19 protein-coding genes are annotated in these 14,915 nt (G+C 70.4%); 10 read left to right on the top strand and 9 right to left on the bottom strand.

The features are described from left to right. The first annotated feature begins 2 nt into the window (after positions 1–2). Complete coding sequence (locus tag AB0M48_RS38470) at positions 3–689, top strand: DUF2625 family protein (protein WP_363851929.1); 687 nt, start codon at positions 3–5, stop codon at positions 687–689. Here AB0M48_RS38470 and AB0M48_RS38475 read toward each other — a convergent pair whose 3' ends face one another. Next, on the bottom strand, positions 690–1,562 hold the full coding sequence (locus AB0M48_RS38475; protein WP_363851932.1) for a 5'-nucleotidase: 873 nt from the start codon (positions 1,560–1,562) through the stop codon (positions 690–692). Between the two features lie 51 nt (positions 1,563–1,613). Here AB0M48_RS38475 and AB0M48_RS38480 point away from each other — a divergent pair, with 51 nt between their 5' ends. Beyond that, the gene (locus AB0M48_RS38480; protein WP_363851935.1) at positions 1,614–1,928 is read left to right on the top strand and encodes a multidrug efflux SMR transporter; all 315 of its coding nucleotides are present in this window, start codon (positions 1,614–1,616) and stop codon (positions 1,926–1,928) included. Further along, entirely contained in the window at positions 1,929–2,336 is a 408-nt protein-coding gene (locus AB0M48_RS38485) for an SMR family transporter (RefSeq protein ID WP_363851938.1), read from the top strand. Here AB0M48_RS38485 and AB0M48_RS38490 read toward each other — a convergent pair. The 3 genes from AB0M48_RS38490 to AB0M48_RS38500 form a co-directional block, all read right to left on the bottom strand. Next, entirely contained in the window at positions 2,229–3,494 is a 1,266-nt protein-coding gene (locus AB0M48_RS38490; RefSeq protein ID WP_363851941.1) for a glycosyl hydrolase family 18 protein, read from the bottom strand. The two genes, AB0M48_RS38485 and AB0M48_RS38490, sit on opposite strands and share 108 nt — an antisense overlap. Before the next feature lie 184 nt (positions 3,495–3,678). Next, the gene (locus AB0M48_RS38495; protein WP_363851944.1) at positions 3,679–4,416 is read right to left on the bottom strand and encodes an SDR family oxidoreductase; all 738 of its coding nucleotides are present in this window, start codon (positions 4,414–4,416) and stop codon (positions 3,679–3,681) included. A 7-nt stretch (positions 4,417–4,423) separates the two neighbouring features. Continuing rightward, positions 4,424–6,289 (bottom strand): protein kinase, encoded by a 1,866-nt coding sequence (locus AB0M48_RS38500; protein ID WP_363851947.1) that lies wholly within the window; start codon positions 6,287–6,289, stop codon positions 4,424–4,426. Between the two features lie 93 nt (positions 6,290–6,382). On the opposite strand from AB0M48_RS38500, the gene AB0M48_RS38505 reads away from it, so the two are divergent. Further along, on the top strand, positions 6,383–7,048 hold the full coding sequence (locus AB0M48_RS38505; protein WP_363851950.1) for a Clp protease N-terminal domain-containing protein: 666 nt from the start codon (positions 6,383–6,385) through the stop codon (positions 7,046–7,048). Here AB0M48_RS38505 and AB0M48_RS38510 read toward each other — a convergent pair. Continuing rightward, positions 7,002–7,967, bottom strand: a complete 966-nt coding sequence (locus AB0M48_RS38510; protein WP_363851953.1) for a WYL domain-containing protein — start codon at positions 7,965–7,967, stop codon at positions 7,002–7,004. The two genes, AB0M48_RS38505 and AB0M48_RS38510, sit on opposite strands and share 47 nt — an antisense overlap. A 104-nt stretch (positions 7,968–8,071) precedes the next feature. Here AB0M48_RS38510 and AB0M48_RS38515 point away from each other — a divergent pair, with 104 nt between their 5' ends. Both AB0M48_RS38515 and AB0M48_RS38520 read left to right on the top strand, forming a co-directional pair. Further along, positions 8,072–8,488: a VOC family protein gene (locus tag AB0M48_RS38515; protein ID WP_363851956.1), complete on the top strand. Its 417-nt coding sequence runs from the start codon at positions 8,072–8,074 to the stop codon at positions 8,486–8,488. 48 nt (positions 8,489–8,536) lie between these two features. Then, positions 8,537–9,010: a hypothetical protein gene (locus AB0M48_RS38520; RefSeq protein ID WP_363851959.1), complete on the top strand. Its 474-nt coding sequence runs from the start codon at positions 8,537–8,539 to the stop codon at positions 9,008–9,010. Here AB0M48_RS38520 and AB0M48_RS38525 read toward each other — a convergent pair. Together AB0M48_RS38525 and AB0M48_RS38530 are read right to left on the bottom strand one after the other, a co-directional pair. Then, the gene (locus tag AB0M48_RS38525; RefSeq protein WP_363851962.1) at positions 8,950–10,308 is read right to left on the bottom strand and encodes an FAD-dependent oxidoreductase; all 1,359 of its coding nucleotides are present in this window, start codon (positions 10,306–10,308) and stop codon (positions 8,950–8,952) included. The two genes, AB0M48_RS38520 and AB0M48_RS38525, sit on opposite strands and share 61 nt — an antisense overlap. 66 nt (positions 10,309–10,374) lie before the next feature. Then, positions 10,375–11,367, bottom strand: coding sequence for a helix-turn-helix transcriptional regulator (locus tag AB0M48_RS38530; protein ID WP_363851965.1), 993 nt, complete (start codon positions 11,365–11,367; stop codon positions 10,375–10,377). A gap of 88 nt (positions 11,368–11,455) precedes the next feature. Between AB0M48_RS38530 and AB0M48_RS38535 the strand changes: the two genes are divergently transcribed. From AB0M48_RS38535 to AB0M48_RS38545, 3 genes are read left to right on the top strand one after another with little or no spacing between them, the layout of a single operon-like run. Beyond that, on the top strand, positions 11,456–11,845 hold the full coding sequence (locus AB0M48_RS38535; RefSeq protein ID WP_363851968.1) for a cupin domain-containing protein: 390 nt from the start codon (positions 11,456–11,458) through the stop codon (positions 11,843–11,845). Beyond that, positions 11,842–12,231 carry a DUF1304 family protein gene (locus AB0M48_RS38540; RefSeq protein WP_363851971.1) on the top strand — a complete coding sequence of 130 codons (390 nt, stop codon included), beginning with the start codon at positions 11,842–11,844 and terminating at the stop codon, positions 12,229–12,231. The genes AB0M48_RS38535 and AB0M48_RS38540 overlap by 4 nt, the downstream gene beginning before the upstream one ends. A gap of 28 nt (positions 12,232–12,259) precedes the next feature. Next, the gene (locus AB0M48_RS38545; RefSeq protein ID WP_363851986.1) at positions 12,260–12,655 is read left to right on the top strand and encodes a protein-tyrosine phosphatase family protein; all 396 of its coding nucleotides are present in this window, start codon (positions 12,260–12,262) and stop codon (positions 12,653–12,655) included. Here the strand turns inward: AB0M48_RS38545 and AB0M48_RS38550 are convergent. Both AB0M48_RS38550 and AB0M48_RS38555 read right to left on the bottom strand, forming a co-directional pair. Further along, complete coding sequence (locus AB0M48_RS38550; protein ID WP_363851974.1) at positions 12,652–13,320, bottom strand: MOSC domain-containing protein; 669 nt, start codon at positions 13,318–13,320, stop codon at positions 12,652–12,654. The genes AB0M48_RS38545 and AB0M48_RS38550 overlap by 4 nt on opposite strands. Before the next feature lie 10 nt (positions 13,321–13,330). After that, positions 13,331–13,720, bottom strand: a complete 390-nt coding sequence (locus AB0M48_RS38555; RefSeq protein ID WP_363851977.1) for a MerR family transcriptional regulator — start codon at positions 13,718–13,720, stop codon at positions 13,331–13,333. A 59-nt stretch (positions 13,721–13,779) separates the two neighbouring features. Between AB0M48_RS38555 and AB0M48_RS38560 the strand changes: the two genes are divergently transcribed. Then, entirely contained in the window at positions 13,780–14,814 is a 1,035-nt protein-coding gene (locus AB0M48_RS38560) for an aldo/keto reductase (protein WP_363851989.1), read from the top strand. Positions 14,815–14,915 lie beyond the last annotated feature (101 nt).

Below are 14,915 nucleotides of genomic sequence, written 5' to 3' on the forward strand. Positions count from 1 at the left end.
CCGTGCGCGACATCGCCGAGCTGACCGAAGTGGACGATCCCGGTTGGCCGGCCGTCCTGGAGGCAGTCGAGGCCGGGCCGACTGAATGCGTGGTGCTGCCAGCGGATCCGGGCGCGTGCCGGGCGACGTTGCTGCAGCTGCAGGTGACCGCACGCTCGTTGCTGGGTGCGGTCGTGCTGAACAGCGGTGGGCTGGTGCTGCACCACGGCTGGCTGCGCGTGTACGGCGGGTCAGGTGGCGAGCTGGCGGGTCTGGCCGAGGTGAACGGGTTTCCCGCCGAGGTCGATCCCTCGTGGGCGCCACCAGCCGGGCTCGTCGTCGCGCACGACGTGCTGGGTGGTGAGTTCGCGTTGAACGGCATGGATCCCGCGGGTTCCGGCAGGCCGGGCGAGCCGGGGCAGATCGTCTACTTCGCGCCGGACACGCTGGAGTGGGAGACCTTCGACGGCGGCTACAGCCACTGGTTGATGTGCATGCTGGGCGGCGGTCTGCCGGAGTACTACTCGACCGTGTTCTGGCCGTCCTGGCAGGCGGAGGTGGCGGCGCTCGGACTGCGGGAGGGGATCACGACGTACCCGCCGCTGTGGTCGGCCGAGGGCTCCGCGGACATCGCGGGCACCAGCCGCAAGCCCGTGCCGATGCCCGAGCTCGTCTCGTTCCACGCGGACACGGCCAGGCAGCTCGGCTGATCACTCGTTCGTCACGCCGAACGGGACGTGCACGCACGGCACCGTCTGGATCAGGTGGCCGCGCTGGTCGTCGAAGAAGATGTGCGGCCTCAGCACGTCCAGGATCGGCGCCTTCTCCAACCCTCCCAGGAAGAACGCGTCGTTCACCGTGAGGCCCCACGCCTTGAGACTGTTGATCGCGCGCTCATGGGCCGGGGCGGACCGGGCGGTCACCACCGAGACCCGGATGCGGTCCTCGGCCTGCCGCTGGATCCGGTTGACGCCCGCGAGGAAGTTCCGCAGTGGACCGGGATCCAGTGGCGTGACGACGTTCGTGGCCTCGTGCTGCTGGAACTGGTCGAGGCCGCCGCTCTGGTAGACCCGCTCGGACGCGTCGCCGGCGAGCACGCCGTCGAAGTCGAACGCTATCCGCAGCGCCGGATCGTCGTCGTCCCGGAACGACGACTTGAGCACCTGGCCGGCCGGGAGACCGGCGAGGGTCGCCTTGCGGACGTCGTTCTCGTTGGCGGACAGGAACAACGACATGTTCAGGGCCGGCATGAACTCGTGCGGTGCGCGGCCCTCGGTGAAGATCGCGCGGGTGATCCCGAGGCCGTGGTGGGCTGCCGACCTCAGGATGCGCAGGCCCGTGTCGGGGGAGTTGCGCGACAGCACGATCACCTCGACCAGCGGTGCCAGCGCGTTGAGGCTCAGCAGGCGGCGCAGGAACGGGAACGCGACGCCCGCGGCGAACGGTTCGTCCAGGTGCGTTTCCTGGTAGGCGCGGTAGGCCTGTTCGCCCTCGGTGTGGAAGACGGCGTCGGACGCGGTCAGGTCGAACAGAGCGCTCGACGCGACGCCTACTACCAGCAGGTCCTCCAGGCTGGGGGCCACATCACGTGATCGTAGCCGCCCGGATCGCGCTTTTCTGGTACGGTCGTACCAATGTACTGGGTGGTGCTGATCGCGTCCGGGGTGCTGGAGGCCGTGTGGGCCACGGCGCTCTCGGCGTCGAAGGGTTTCCGCCGGTTCTGGCCGGTGGTGGTGTTCGCCGTGTCGATGACGCTGAGCGTCGTCGGACTCGCGTGGGCGATGCGCGGGATCCCGGTCGGCACGGCGTACGCGGTGTGGGTCGGCGTGGGGGCCGTGCTCACGGTGCTCGTCGCGGTGCTGCGCGGTGAGGAGAGGCTCGGGGTGGCCAAGGCGTTGCTGCTGGTCGCGTTGATCGGCTGCGTCGCGGGCCTGAAGGTGGTGAGCTGAATGCACTGGGCCGTGTTGCTGGGCAGTGCCGTGCTCGAAGCGGTGTGGGCGACGGCGTTGTCCCAAGGGGCCTACGTGCTCTTCGTGATCGCCGCGACGCTGAGCATGGTCGGGCTTTCCGTTGGCATGAAACGAATTCCGGTCGGGACCGCCTACGCCGTGTGGGTCGGCGTCGGCGCGGCGCTGACGGTGACGTGGGCGATGATCACCGGCGAGGAAGCGGTCTCCGCGTGGAAGATCGTGTTCCTCACCGGGATCATCGCCTGCGTCATCGGCTTGAAGTTCCTGAGGTCAGGATCTTCAGGCGTTGAGCGTCCACCGCTGGTTGGCGGTGCCGGCGCAGTCCCAGAGCTGAAGCCTGGTTCCGTCGGCGGAGCTGTTGCCGGTGGCGTCGAGACACCGTCCTGACGCCACGTTGCGCAGCTGGCCGTTGGCCTCGGCCGTCCACTGCTGGTTGCCCGCGCCCGTGCAGTCCCACAATTGGGTCACCGCGCCGTTGCCGGTGCCGGACGCGTCCAGGCACTTGCCCAGGGCTCGCAACGTGGCTCCGTTGCGAGTCCACTGCTGGGCATTGGTGCCGTTGCAGGTGTAGAGCTGGATCGCGGTGCCGTTGGCGGAGTTCGCCGCGGCCACGTCCACGCACTTGCCGCCGATCCCGGTGAGGGTGCCACCGGTGGGCGGGTTCGGGGTGCCGCCGCCGGCGGTCTCCCAGATGGCGTTGAGCAGGCTGGTGCTGCCGGTCGTGTCCTGGGAGAGCTCCCAGTTCATGATGCCGCCCGCGTTGGCCAGCGCCCACTGGGTCTTGCGGCGGATCGTCGGAAGACCGTTGTAGTGGTTGCCGTTGTAGCTGTCGCGGTTGGCGTTGGCCGGGTCCTGCGCGACGAGGTCGCGGTAGGAGATGTAGGTCGGCCGGCTGTAGAACGGCACGCCGAGAACCGCCTTGCTCGCCGGAAGGCCGCGGTTCTTCCAGAAGTTGACCGACGCGATCGACCAGTCGTAGTTCGCGTGCGGGCTGCCGCCGTCGTAGGCCATGATGTTCAGCCAGTCGACGATGCCGAACACCGCGGGCTGCACGCCGTTCGCCGTGCCGCCCTCGCTCACGACCGCGGCCGTGAGCAGCTTGCCGCGGCTGTGCAGCTGGTCGCCCAGCTGGCGCATCAGCAGCGTGTAGTTGTCGCCCTCGACGCCCGGATCCGGGTACTCCCAGTCCATGTCGACGCCGTCGAGGTTGTACTGGCTGACCAGGTTGATCAGCGCGTTGACGAACGTCGTGCGGCCGTTCGCGCTGGCCGCGAGGATCTCGAAGTTGTCGTCGTTGCCGTCGTTCCAGCCGCCGACGGCGATCGAGACCTTGACGCCGTTCTGGTGGCCGAGGCTCACCAGCTGCTGCAGCTTGCCGGGGTCGGGCACGCCCTGGAGCGTGCCGTTGGAGTTCGGCAGGACGAACGAGTAGTTGATGTGCGTCAGCTTGTTGTAGGGAATCGTGCTGACGTTGCCGGACCACGACGGCATGTAGCCGACGCTCTTGAACCCGGCGGGGTAGGCGGCCTGCGCGGCAGGCGCCATGACTGTCAAGGTCGCCGCGGCGGCGGCCAGCGCTAGGCCGGCGGCACCGAGGCGTGAGCGGAATGAACGCATTGCAGGGGAGGCCTTCCACTTCGTCGAGCGCCCACCGCGACGTTAGTGGTCTAGACCGGTTGCGGGAAGATCGACTCGGTACCGGAACTGGTTCCGGTCGGCTTTCAGGCAATCACCGCAGGTAGGAGGCGCCGTTCACGTCGATGATCGTGCCGCTGGCCCACAACGCGTTCTCCGTGGTCAGCCACGCCACGGCCGCGGCGACCTCTTCCGGTTCGGCGACGCGGCCGAACGGGCTCTGCGCCCGGATCAACTCACCCTCCGGGCTCGCGAGGAGGTCGGTGACCATGCCGGTCCTGACGAAGCCCGGTGCGACGCCCGCGACCGCGATGCCCTGCGGGGCCAGCGACTGCGCGAGCGACTGGGTCATCGCGTGCAGGCCCGCCTTCGCCGCGCCGTACGCGGGGGCGTCGGGCTCACCCCGGTAGGCACCCCGCGAGCCGACGTTGATGATGCGGCCGCCGCGGGTCATGTGCCGGACCGCGTGCCAGGCGAGGTCGGCCGGTCCGTACAGGTTGAGCTCGATGGTGCGGCGCCAGGCCTGCTGCCACTCCTCGAAGCTCGTCGTGCCGATGGGGTGGTGGAAGTAGATCCCCGCGTTGTTGACCAGGACGTCGAGACCGCCGAGCTTCTCGACGGTCTCGCTGACGATCTGCTCGGCCTGGTCCGCGCCGAGGTCGCCCTGGACGGTGACGTGGCCGTCGCCGGGCAGACTCCCGGCCACGGCCTGGGCTTCGTCCGCGCCGGAGCGGTAGTGGACGGCGACCTGGTGGCCTTGCCGAGCCAGCGCGTGGGCGACGGCGGCGCCGATGCCGCGCGAGGCCCCGGTGACGAGAGCGCGTCGAGTCATGCGGTGATCATGCCTGATTGTCGATCATCCACTTGCCGTTCTGCTGCACGAACGTGTACGTGTGCGTCTCGGTCGTGCTGACGGCCGAACCCTGCATGTACTGCAGCGTCACGGTCACGACGTTGTCGCCCTGCGGCACGAAGTTCGACAGCTGCACCGAGGTGTACTTGCCCCAGAACTGCTGGTAGTCCGCGAAACTCGGCGTCCGTACCGCCTTGAACCGGTCCGTGAGCGACGCGTAGCCGGCCTCGAGGTTGCCGGGGATCAGCGCGTAGTAGGCGGTGATCGCCTCCTGGGCGTTCTTCGGCCCGGCGGGAGGCGGCGGCTGCTGGGTCTGGCTGGGTGTGTTCTCCGGCGGGGTCGTCTGGGAGCTCGCGGGCGGCTGGGACTGGCCGGTGCCCGGCTGCTGCGGCTCCGTCTGGCCCGTCGTCTGCCCGCTCGTGGGCTGGTTCGGCGTGCTCGAGGACGACTGCCCGTCGCCGGGCGGCTGCGCGTTCTGCTTGTCGCCCTTGGGCCACAGCAGGAACGAGCCGACGCCCACGGCCAGCACGAGCAGGACGATCGCGATGGGGACCAGCGGGAACTTGCGCCGGTTCTCGTCCGGTTCCGCCGGGGGCACCCGTGCCGGTGGGCCCGAGGCAGCGGTCGCCGCGCCTCCCGCCACGAGGGTCTGGCGGGCGGGGGTGGTGGGTTGCGCCGGGATGACGGGCGGGGCCGCTTGCGGCTCCGGGGTGGTCGGCTGGGGTTCCGGGGTGACGGGCGGTGCGGCTGCCGGTGTCTCCTGCGCCGCGGCCGGTACGGCGTCCGCCACGGGCGCGGCGGAAGGCTCGGGCGTTGCCTCAGGTTCAGGCTCGGGCGCGGGTTCCGGTTCCGGTTCCGGTTCGGGCTTGGTGGGCGGAGCCGTCAGCCCGGCCGCCTCCACGGCCGCGGCACCCGCGACCAGCCCCGCCGCGGCGGCCGCGGCCTCCTGCTTCGCCTTCTCCTCCGGCTGGGCCTCGATCGGGAGCTTGACCGTCGCCGGGATGACCACGGTCGCCTCGGAGACCTGCGGCGTCTCGTTCACGACGGCGGCCAGCAGGTGGACCGCCTCCTGCATGGTCGGGCGGCGTGCGGGGTCGGTCGCGAGCAGCCGGAACAGCACGGGGGACAGCAGGGGACCGGCGTTGGCCGGCGGCATGATCGAGCCGCTGGCGACGCGGTGCAGCATCACGAGGTTGTTGTCCGCGGTGCCGAACGGCGGGCCGCCCTCGACGGCGTTGTAGAGCGTGGCGCCCAGTGAGAAGACGTCGGAAGGAAGCCCTGCGTCCTCGCCGCGGGCCACCTCGGGGGAGAAGAAGGCCGGGGTGCCGACGGTGCCCGTCGCGGTGGCGGTGGCGTCCTCGCCGGTGGCACGGGAGATGCCGAAGTCCGTGATCTTGACTTCCTGGTCGCCGATCAGGACGTTGCCGGGCTTCACGTCGCGGTGCTGGATGCCGTGGCGGTGCGCGGCGGCCAGGGCGGCGGCCGTGTAGCACCCGATGCGGGCCACCTCACGCGGTGGCAGCGTGCCCTGCTCGGCGATCACGGCGGCGAGGCTGCGGGAGGGGAGGTACTCCATGATCAGCCAGGGGCGGCCGTCCTCCTCCACGACGTCGTAGACGCGGATGGCGTTCGGGTGCTCCAGCCGGGCGGCGAGGCGGGCCTCTCGCATGGCCCTGGCCTTGGCGCGCTCCACCCTGGCGTCGTCGAGGCCGTCCAGCGCGAGCAGCTCCTTGGCGGCGACCACGCGCTGTAGTTGCTCGTCGTAGGCCTGCCAGACGACTCCCATCGCCCCTTGGCCGACCTTCTGCTTCAACTGGTAGCGGCTTCCGATCAGCCTGCTGCTCTCCTCCACGCGGGTGCTCCCGTCCCCTCTGATCACTCACAAGTGTGACGGTTGCCGCGTTCGCCGTTGACCATAACCCCACTTGGGGGTAGACATGGGGTTATGCCGAAAATCAACGTCTACCTCCCCGACGACCTCGCCGATTCCGTCAAAGACATGAACATTCCGGTCTCGGCGATCTGCCAGAGAGCCCTCGAAGGCTCGGTCAAGCGGATCATGGCGATCCGGGCGCTCACCGTCGAAGACCTCGGACGCGACAAGTTCCCTCACTTCACCGACCGCGCGTGGAAGGTGCTCCAGATCGCCGCGGAGCGCTCCCAGGGCAGGAAGATCGGCACGTCCCACCTCCTGCGCGGGATCGTCGAGGAGGGCGGGAACCTGGCTCTGGACGTGCTCCGCGCGATCGACATCGCGCCGGACGGCCTCGCTTACTCCATTCCCCCGGACGTGGGCGGGAAAACCGGATTCGCCGACGACGCCGCCGCGGCGCTGGAACTCGCCGTCACCGAGTCCATCGCGCTGGGGCACAACTACGTGGGCTGCGAACACCTGCTGCTCGGCATCGTGGCCGAACCGGACGGCAAGGGCGGCGAGGAACTGCGCGAGCTGGGCGCGGACATCAAGGGCACGCGCCGCGCCGTGCAGACGGCACTCGCGGGCATCGTCCATTTGAAGAAGCAGCAGCAGGCCACTCCGGACGCGGCGAAGGTCCTGGAGATGATCATGTCCCGGCTGGCCCGGCTGGAGCAGCACGCCGGTATCGGCTGACGAGCTCGGCGCCGATGCGCGCCAGGTGTTCCTCCACCTCGGGCGACTCCACGGTGATCAGGCCGCCCCACCCGGCGACGTTGCGGGCGATGTCGAGCGGCCGCGGCGCCGTCAGCTCCACCTTCGTGTGCTCGCCCTGCTCCTCGACGACCGTGCAGTGGCGTCCGTGCTGGTGCTGGAAGACGCCCAGGAACCTCGTGGGCACGAGCACGGTCGCCGACGTCTCCGACCGTCTCGCCTCCATCGTCGTGACGACCTCGTCCCAGGCGCCGGCGAGCTCGAAATCGGCAGGGCGGGAGGACGGGGTGCCGGTGAGGGAGACGTCCACGACGCGATCGAGCCGGAACGTGCGCCGCCCGTCGCTGGTCCCGGCGATGAAGTACCAGGTGCCGTCCTTGTCGACGAGGCCCCACGGGTCGACCTCGCGCTCTTTCGGCGCCTCGCCCCGCTTCTGGTAGGTCAGCCGCACCCGCACCTGTTTGACGACGGCCTGCTGCAGGGTGCCGGCGAGGGCCGGCCGGTCCTTGGTGTCCTCGCCCCACGCCGCCGTGTCGACGATCGTCGCGTCCGCGGCGGCCTCGGCCTCGGCGCGGAACGTCTGCGGCAGCGCGCGGACCAGCTTGCGCAGGGCCGACTTGATCTCCGGCGCGACGGACGCGGCCGGTCCGGCGACCAGGAACAACGCCTGGGCCTCCGCCGAGGTCAGGCCGCTCAGGTCGGTGCGGGCACCACCGACCAGCGACCAGCCCCCGCCTCTCCCCGGCTGGGGGTACACGGGCACCCCCGCCGCGGACAGCGCTTCGAGGTCGCGCCTCGCGGTGGCGTTGGAGACTTCGAGCTCTTCGGCCAGTTCGGCGGCGGTCACCCGGCCGCGGGCCTGCATCAGCAGCAAAGTGGCGACTAGACGGTCTGCGCGCATGTCTCCAGATTTCCGCTGAAAGTGCTCATTGGATGAGCACTTTACGGCGGAAGCTGAGAACACAACCGAACGAGAACCACCTGGAGGCAGTTGTGTTGCGAGGCATGTCGACCGTGTCCTACTTCGCCGACGACCTGACCGAGGCCCGCGACTGGTACGCGTCGTTCCTCGGCGTCGACGCCTACTTCGAGCGGAGCACCCCGGACGGCGTGCTCGCCTACGTCGAGTTCCGCATCGGCGACTACCAGGCCGAACTCGGCCTGGTGAACCGCCGCTTCGAGGTCACGCCGTCCGACGGACCGGCGGGCCAGATCCTGTACTGGGCGGTCGACGACCTCGACGGCACGCTGGAGAGGTTGCTGGAACTGGGCGCCAAGCTCCACGACGAACCCCGTGTGCGCGGCGAGGGGTTCGTGACGGCGTCGGTCGTCGACCCGTTCGGCAACATCCTCGGGGTCATGACCAACACCCACTACCTGGCCATCGCCGAGCGGAACCAGGCCGGCCGCGGCGAAGGATGACGCGGGAGTCGCGGGCGACGCGGTCCGTCGTCCGCATATTCTCCGGTGATGACGACGCGGCTCGCCATCACCGGACATCGTGGACTCACCGCGGAACTGGAGGCCGAGATCGACCGGATGATCCGCGCCGCGGTGGCGCAGAACGGCTCCGTGATCGGTGTGTCGTGCCTCGCGGACGGAGCGGACGCGGTGTTCGCGCAGGCCGTGCTGGACGCGGGCGGGGCACTGGTCGCGGTGCTGCCGGCGGCGCGGTACCGCGAGACGTTGCCCGAGGCCTACGGGCCCGTCTACGACGCGTTGCTCGCGCAGGCGGGCAAGGTCGTGCAACTGGAGCACGTCACGCCCGATCCGCACGCCTACATGGAGGCGGGCAAGCGGATGGTCGACGAGTCCGACGCCCTGCTCGCGGTGTGGGACGGGCTGCCGGGACGCGGCCCCGGTGGAACGGCCGACGTGGTGGCCTACGCGCGATCGAGGGGCGTTCCGGTCACGGTGCTGTGGCCCGAGGGCGCCGTCCGCTGAGCTTCTTCGCCGGCAGCACGCGGACCAGCACCGCCGGACTGAGCAGGGCCACCGGGTGGCAGGCCAGCTGCGAGACGCGGACGTACGCGCGGTAGACCCGCCGGTTGCCGGGAATCGCCCCGAGCACCCGGCCGGAGTACCACCGCAGCAGGCGCCTCCGCAGCGGGAGTGTCCTGGTGGCCCGGCCGAGATCGGCGGTCGTCGCGAACGTCCACGGGAACCTGGCGGCCCTGGCGACCGCGCTGGAACACCAGCGGCTCGCCGGCCAGGTCGTGTTCCCGGACCAGCGCACGCAGGTCCGCGCAGTTCAGGGCGGTGACCGTCAGGCCGTGTCCGTGCACGGGATCGAGCGAGACCACCGAGTCGCCGATCGCGAGCAGGCCGCGCGGCCAGTCGGGGACCTGGTGGAAGCGGTTCCAGCGGGTGCGCGGGGTGCCGGCGTGGTGGATCGCCGACGCGGGAGTGGCCGTTTTGACGATCTCCGCGATGCCCTGGCACCGCAGGCTCGTGGCGTGGTCGAGGAAACCGTCGTCATCCGCCGGCGCGGGGTCGCCCTCCGCGCCGAACAGCGTCACGAGCCAGCGCGATCCGTCCACAGAGGACACCGCGCCGCCGCGTGCCGTGCCGGGCAGGTGGGTGATCTCGCAGGCGTTCTTCCAGCCGAGCTCCAGGTCCCGGTTCACCTCGTAGAGGCGCGAGGAACAGGTGACGTGGCCGTGGACGATCCTCGGTGCGGGGCAGTGCACACCGAGTTCCGCGAGCCACGACACCAGCTTGCTGTCGCGGCCCGACGCGTCCACCACGAGGTCCGCGTAGTCGGTGAACGGGCGGTCGCCGCGCCTGCCGTGCACTCCGGTGACCGCGCCCCGGTCGTGCAGCAGGCCGTCGATCGTCACACCGTCCACAAGGGACACGTTCGCGAGCCGCAGCACCCGGCGCCGGATGATCCGGTCGAGCGTCACGCGCGTCACCGAGAGCACGCTCAGACCGAGGTGATCGCGCGGTGCCGGGCCGGCCGGGAAGTGGTGCAGGCAGTCGCTGCCCAGGTCCGCGCGGACGGCTCCCGCGTTCTCCAGTTCCCTGCCGATCCTCGGGAAGAGCGCCTCCAGCGCCTGCTCTCCGCGCGCCGGCAGCGGATGCGGGTGGTGGGCCCTGGGAAGGCCCGCGCGGTGGCCGGCGTCGGTGGTGAGCGCGTCCCGTTCGACCAGCACGACGTCGCCGTACGACTCGGACAACACCCTCGCCGCCAGCAGCCCCGCGAAGCCGGCGCCGATGACGAGGGCGCGGTCGGAGTACATGGCGGCCATGCTGGCAGAGCGCCCCTCCCGGGGGACCCGCCGAGAGTCCTGTGTTCGCGCCACCGGTCAGGACAGCTTCGCGACCAGCTCCGCCCGGCTGCGCACCCCGAACTTGGCGAAGAGCGACTTGAGGTGGTCCTGCACGGTGTAGGGCGAGATGGCCAGCCGCGCCGCGATCCCGGACGTCGGCTGCCCGGCCAGCACCTCGTGGCAGACGTCCTCCTCGCGGCTGGTCACGCCGTGCGCCTTGAGCAGCAGTCCCAGCAGGTCGGCGCCCGACGCCCGGCTGATCGTCACGGCCGTTCCGCCGTCGCCGGGCCCGTCGCCCACGAGTTCGCTCGCCTCGAGCAGGATCCAGCCGCCGTGCGCGTCGCGGAGCCTCGCCCTGAACGTCCCCGAACGCGCTCCGGCCGCCGCGGCCCGCAGCATCACCGCGAACCGGCCGGGCGCGACGTCCTCCAGTTCGTCGCGCCACCGTGCGGCGGACGCGGTCGAGGCCCGGATCGTGCCGTCACCGGCGACCACGACGATGGCCGGAGCGCCGGTCCGGCGGGCCGAAGTGCGCGCCGCGACCTGGGTGGCGGCTCCCAGAGCGGGTGCCACCCACGTCATGAACTCCAGTTCGCGGTCGCTGAACTCCTTGGTGCGCACCATTCCCGCCCCGCCCCAGCAGGTGTCGTCGGCGCGGAACAACGACCGCAGTTCGTGACTGAGACCGAGTGGCCGCCAGACCTCGTTCAGCCGTGCCGACCGCTTGTCCTCAAGCCTCGCCACCGTGTCGCCGCGCTGCGCCAGCGACGCGAAGGTGTGCGGTTCGCCGGGCGTGTACTCGCAGGTCGCGAGCACCGGCTCGTACTGCTGCGGGATGCGGTTGACGCCGCTGGTCATGGTGCTGAAGACGCCCGAGTCCGGGTCCATCGACGCCCAGCAGGTGAGCTCGCACGGGACCACCCGGCCGACCAGGGCGATGGCCGCCTCGTGCAGTCGCGCGACGTCGAGCCCCGCGCTCGCCAGTGCCGTGACGTCGCGTCGCACGCCGAGCGCCCGACCCTCCCACATGGTTGGCAGTATGCGCCCGCTTCCGGCGGTCCGGGATCCCAGTTTTCCGGGATACCTCCGCTCGTCGGGCGCGCGGAGGCTTCGGCGCATGCTGACCACCACAGGCGAGGGCGACGTGCTCACCGTGCCCGACGCGACGATCACGGTCCGGATCCCGGCGAAGTCCACGGGCGGCGCTTACGAGTTGTTCGAGGTGGACGCGCCACGGGGAGAGGTCGCGCCGCCGCACCGCACGCCGTGGCCGAAGGCCTACTACGTCCTGCACGGACGCATGGCGGTGTTCCTCGACGGCGAGCTGTTCGACCTGTCTCCCGGTGATGCCGTCACGATCCCGCCCAACGCGTCCCACACGTTCACCGTGCACACGCCGTCCGTGCAGTTCCTGGCGTTCGCCGTGGGAGAGGTCATGGGTGCGTTCTTCCGCGACCTGTCCGAGAACGGGATGGAGGCGCTGGGCCGCCACGGGGTGACGCTGTGAGCGTCGTCGCGCAGATCGCCGCCGTGGTCGCCGCCCTGGTGCACCTCGTCGTGTGGGTGTGCGAGGCGTTCCTGATCGGGCGCGTCCACCAGTCGATGTTCGGGCAGCCCGCGCGGGACGTGCCGGCGATCCGGCTGTGGGCGTTCGGGGTGGGGTTCTACAACCTGTTCCTGGCGTGCGGCCTGATCGCAGGGCTGATCGCGGTGCACGGCGGGCAGGAACTGGTCGGGCGCACGCTGGTCTTCTACGTCTCGTGGTTCATGCTGGCGGGCAGCGTCGTGCTGGCGGTGGCCGATCAGCTGGCGCTGAGCCGCCCGCGCAACCAGGCGTGGGGAGGCGTTGCGGCGGAAGGGATTCCGCCGCTGGTAGTGTTGCTGTTCGCTTAGGAGCCTGGGGGCACAATCCTTGAAGAAGATCGAACTACCCGACGGTGCTGTGATCACCGGGCGCGGCCTGCGTGACGGGAAGCTCGTGGAGCCACACCCGCAGTACGGGGTGTACCTGCAGCCGAAGCCGGTCGACGTGCCCTGGCCGCACGACTGGATCGACTGGCCGGACTTCCGCCTTCCGCGTGACCACGACGCCGCGATCAGGCTGATCCGCTCCCTGCACGCCAGGGCGCTCTCCGGCGAAGAGGTCGAGGTGGCGTGCAGCGGTGGCATCGGCCGGACCGGCACGGTGATCTCGTGCCTGGCCGTGCTCGCCGGAGTCCCGGCCACCGAGGCCGTGGCGTGGACGCGCGCGAACTACCACCGGCGTGCTGTGGAGACGCCGTGGCAGAAGCGCTGGGTCAGGAACTTTCCCGCTTAGGAATCGAGCTCGACCGCGGAGCGCTTGTGCACCAGCTCGACGATCTCCGGCGGCACCGAGTCGCCCGCCGCGAGCAGGCGGGGCAGCAGCTCGGCCTCCGTGGTCAGGGCGCGGAAGAACAGCTCGACCGTGACGTCGTGGGCGGGCCGGTGCACGACGGTGATCTCGTCGCCCGGCCCGATCAGGCCTTCCTCGAGCACGCGGAAGTAGGCGCCGGGCCGCGCCTGCTGCGTGAACCGCTTCATCCAGCCGCGCTGCCCGAGGAACTCGGCGAACGTGCGGCAGGGGATGCGCGACCCGGTGACCTCCAGCAGCGCCGAGCCGATCCGCCAGTGCTCGCCGACCAGCGCGGTCGTGTGGTCGATGCCCTGGGTGGTCAGGTTCTCGCCGAACTGGCCGTTGCGCAGCGGGACGTCCAGCTCGGACTGCCACCAGTCGAGGTCCTCGCGCGCGTAGCCGTAGACGGCCTGGTACTCGCCGCCGTGCACGGCCAGGTCGACGATCGAGTCACCGGCGACGCCGCTGCCCGCAGACCCCTTGGGACCCTGCGGGCTGACCCGCAGCGGCCCGTCGACCGGGCGTTTGTCGATGCCGGTGGCGCCCGCGCGGGCGTAGTCGACCGGGATCGCCTTGCGGGCGACGTTCAGCGAGAGCACGACAGGCATGGGCACGAGACTATTGGCCGACCGCCTCGACGGCGATCGAATTGACGTAGTCCTGGTACTTGCCGACCTTGTAGGTGATCAGGTCCATGCACTCCTGCAGCTGCACCATCTGCTGCTGGACGCGTTCCTGGTGTTCCTTCAGGATGTCCAGGCGCTGCAGTTCGTTGCCGTCGCCCTGGCGGACCAGTTCGGTGTAGCGGCGGATCTCCGGCACCGGCATCCCGGACATGCGCAGCATGATGCACATGCGCAGCCAGTCGATGTCCTGCTGCGTGTACACCCGGCGACCGCCAGGTCCTCTTTGGACCTGGCGCGCCAGGATGCCCTCCTTCTCGTAGAACCGCAGCGCGTGCACGCTCAGCCCGGTGCGTTCGGCCACCTGCCCGATGCTCAACCCCATGTCGTCGAGCATAGGCTTGACCTAGAGTCGGCTCTACTTCGTAGGTTCTCGCCATGAACATGCGCTATCGCGTTCTCGGGGGAACCGGCATCGAGGTCAGTCACCACTGCCTCGGTGCCATGATGTTCGGCTCGGTGGCCAACAACGACCACGAAGAGGGCGTGCGGATCATCCACCGCGCCCTCGACGCGGGCATCAACTTCGTCGACACCGCCGACATGTACTCGGCCGGGGAGTCCGAGGAGATCGTCGGGAAGGCGCTCAAGGACCGGCGCGACGACGTCGTGCTGGCCACGAAGGTGCACTTCCCGCTGGGGGAGGGGCGCAACCGCAGCGGCAACTCGCGCCGCCACGTCGTGCGGGCCGTCGAGGACAGCCTGCGGCGGCTGGACACCGACTGGATCGACGTCTACCAGGTGCACCGGCCGGACTACCGGACCGACGTCGAGGAGACGCTGTCCGTGCTCACCGATTTGGTGCGGGAGGGCAAGATCCGGGCGTTCGGGTGCTCGACGTTCCCGGCCGAGGAGATCGTCGAGGCGCACCACGTGGCGCACAACCGGGGGCTGATGCGGTTCCGGACCGAGCAGCCGCCGTACTCGATGCTGGCGCGCGGGATCGAACGGTCGGTGCTGCCGACCGCCCAGCGCCTCGGGATGGGCGTGCTGGTGTGGAGCCCGCTCGCCAGCGGGTTCCTGTCGGGCAGGCACCGGCGGGGCGCGTCGGCCGAGGCGTTCCGGGCGACGCTCACCCCGGAGCGGTTCGACGAGTCGCTGCCGGGCAACGCGGCCAAGTTCGAGGCCGTGGAGCAGTTCGCGAAGCTCGCCGACGAGATGGGGGTGTCGTTGCCCGCTCTCGCGATCGCGTTCACGACGTCGCATCCGGCGGTGACCTCGGCGATCATCGGGCCGCGCACGATGGAGCAGCTGGAGTCGTTGCTGGAGGGCGCTTCGCTGGTGCTGACCGACGACGTGCTGGACCGGATCGACGAGATCGTGCCGCCCGGTGCGGACACCTACGACGTGCACGGGTTCTGGAAGCCGGCGTCGCTGCTGGAGGTCCACCAGCGACGCCGGCCGCTCGATCAGCGGTAGTGGTGCGGCCCGACCCGCTGGCGAGCGAATGCACGCTCAGCAGGGCACCTCGCGGCGTCGCCCCCACGCCCCCGTACAAACCAGTACGAGGACGTGGGGGC

The organism is Lentzea sp. NPDC051208 (genome assembly GCF_040682435.1).
In the GTDB taxonomy this organism is placed as follows: domain Bacteria; phylum Actinomycetota; class Actinomycetes; order Mycobacteriales; family Pseudonocardiaceae; genus Lentzea; species Lentzea kristufekii.

Coding starts and splice junctions, on each gene's coding strand:
- AB0M48_RS38480 (WP_363851935.1), top strand. CDS start 1,614: ATGTACTGGGTGGTGCTGATCGCGTCCGGGGTGCTGGAGGCCGTGTGG.
- AB0M48_RS38485 (WP_363851938.1), top strand. CDS start 1,929: ATGCACTGGGCCGTGTTGCTGGGCAGTGCCGTGCTCGAAGCGGTGTGG.
- AB0M48_RS38490 (WP_363851941.1), bottom strand. CDS start 3,494: ATGGCGCCTGCCGCGCAGGCCGCCTACCCCGCCGGGTTCAAGAGCGTC.
- AB0M48_RS38495 (WP_363851944.1), bottom strand. CDS start 4,416: ATGACTCGACGCGCTCTCGTCACCGGGGCCTCGCGCGGCATCGGCGCC.
- AB0M48_RS38505 (WP_363851950.1), top strand. CDS start 6,383: ATGCCGAAAATCAACGTCTACCTCCCCGACGACCTCGCCGATTCCGTC.
- AB0M48_RS38510 (WP_363851953.1), bottom strand. CDS start 7,967: ATGCGCGCAGACCGTCTAGTCGCCACTTTGCTGCTGATGCAGGCCCGC.
- AB0M48_RS38515 (WP_363851956.1), top strand. CDS start 8,072: ATGTCGACCGTGTCCTACTTCGCCGACGACCTGACCGAGGCCCGCGAC.
- AB0M48_RS38520 (WP_363851959.1), top strand. CDS start 8,537: ATGACGACGCGGCTCGCCATCACCGGACATCGTGGACTCACCGCGGAA.
- AB0M48_RS38525 (WP_363851962.1), bottom strand. CDS start 10,308: ATGTACTCCGACCGCGCCCTCGTCATCGGCGCCGGCTTCGCGGGGCTG.
- AB0M48_RS38530 (WP_363851965.1), bottom strand. CDS start 11,367: ATGTGGGAGGGTCGGGCGCTCGGCGTGCGACGCGACGTCACGGCACTG.
- AB0M48_RS38535 (WP_363851968.1), top strand. CDS start 11,456: ATGCTGACCACCACAGGCGAGGGCGACGTGCTCACCGTGCCCGACGCG.
- AB0M48_RS38550 (WP_363851974.1), bottom strand. CDS start 13,320: ATGCCTGTCGTGCTCTCGCTGAACGTCGCCCGCAAGGCGATCCCGGTC.
- AB0M48_RS38555 (WP_363851977.1), bottom strand. CDS start 13,720: ATGGGGTTGAGCATCGGGCAGGTGGCCGAACGCACCGGGCTGAGCGTG.
- AB0M48_RS38560 (WP_363851989.1), top strand. CDS start 13,780: ATGCGCTATCGCGTTCTCGGGGGAACCGGCATCGAGGTCAGTCACCAC.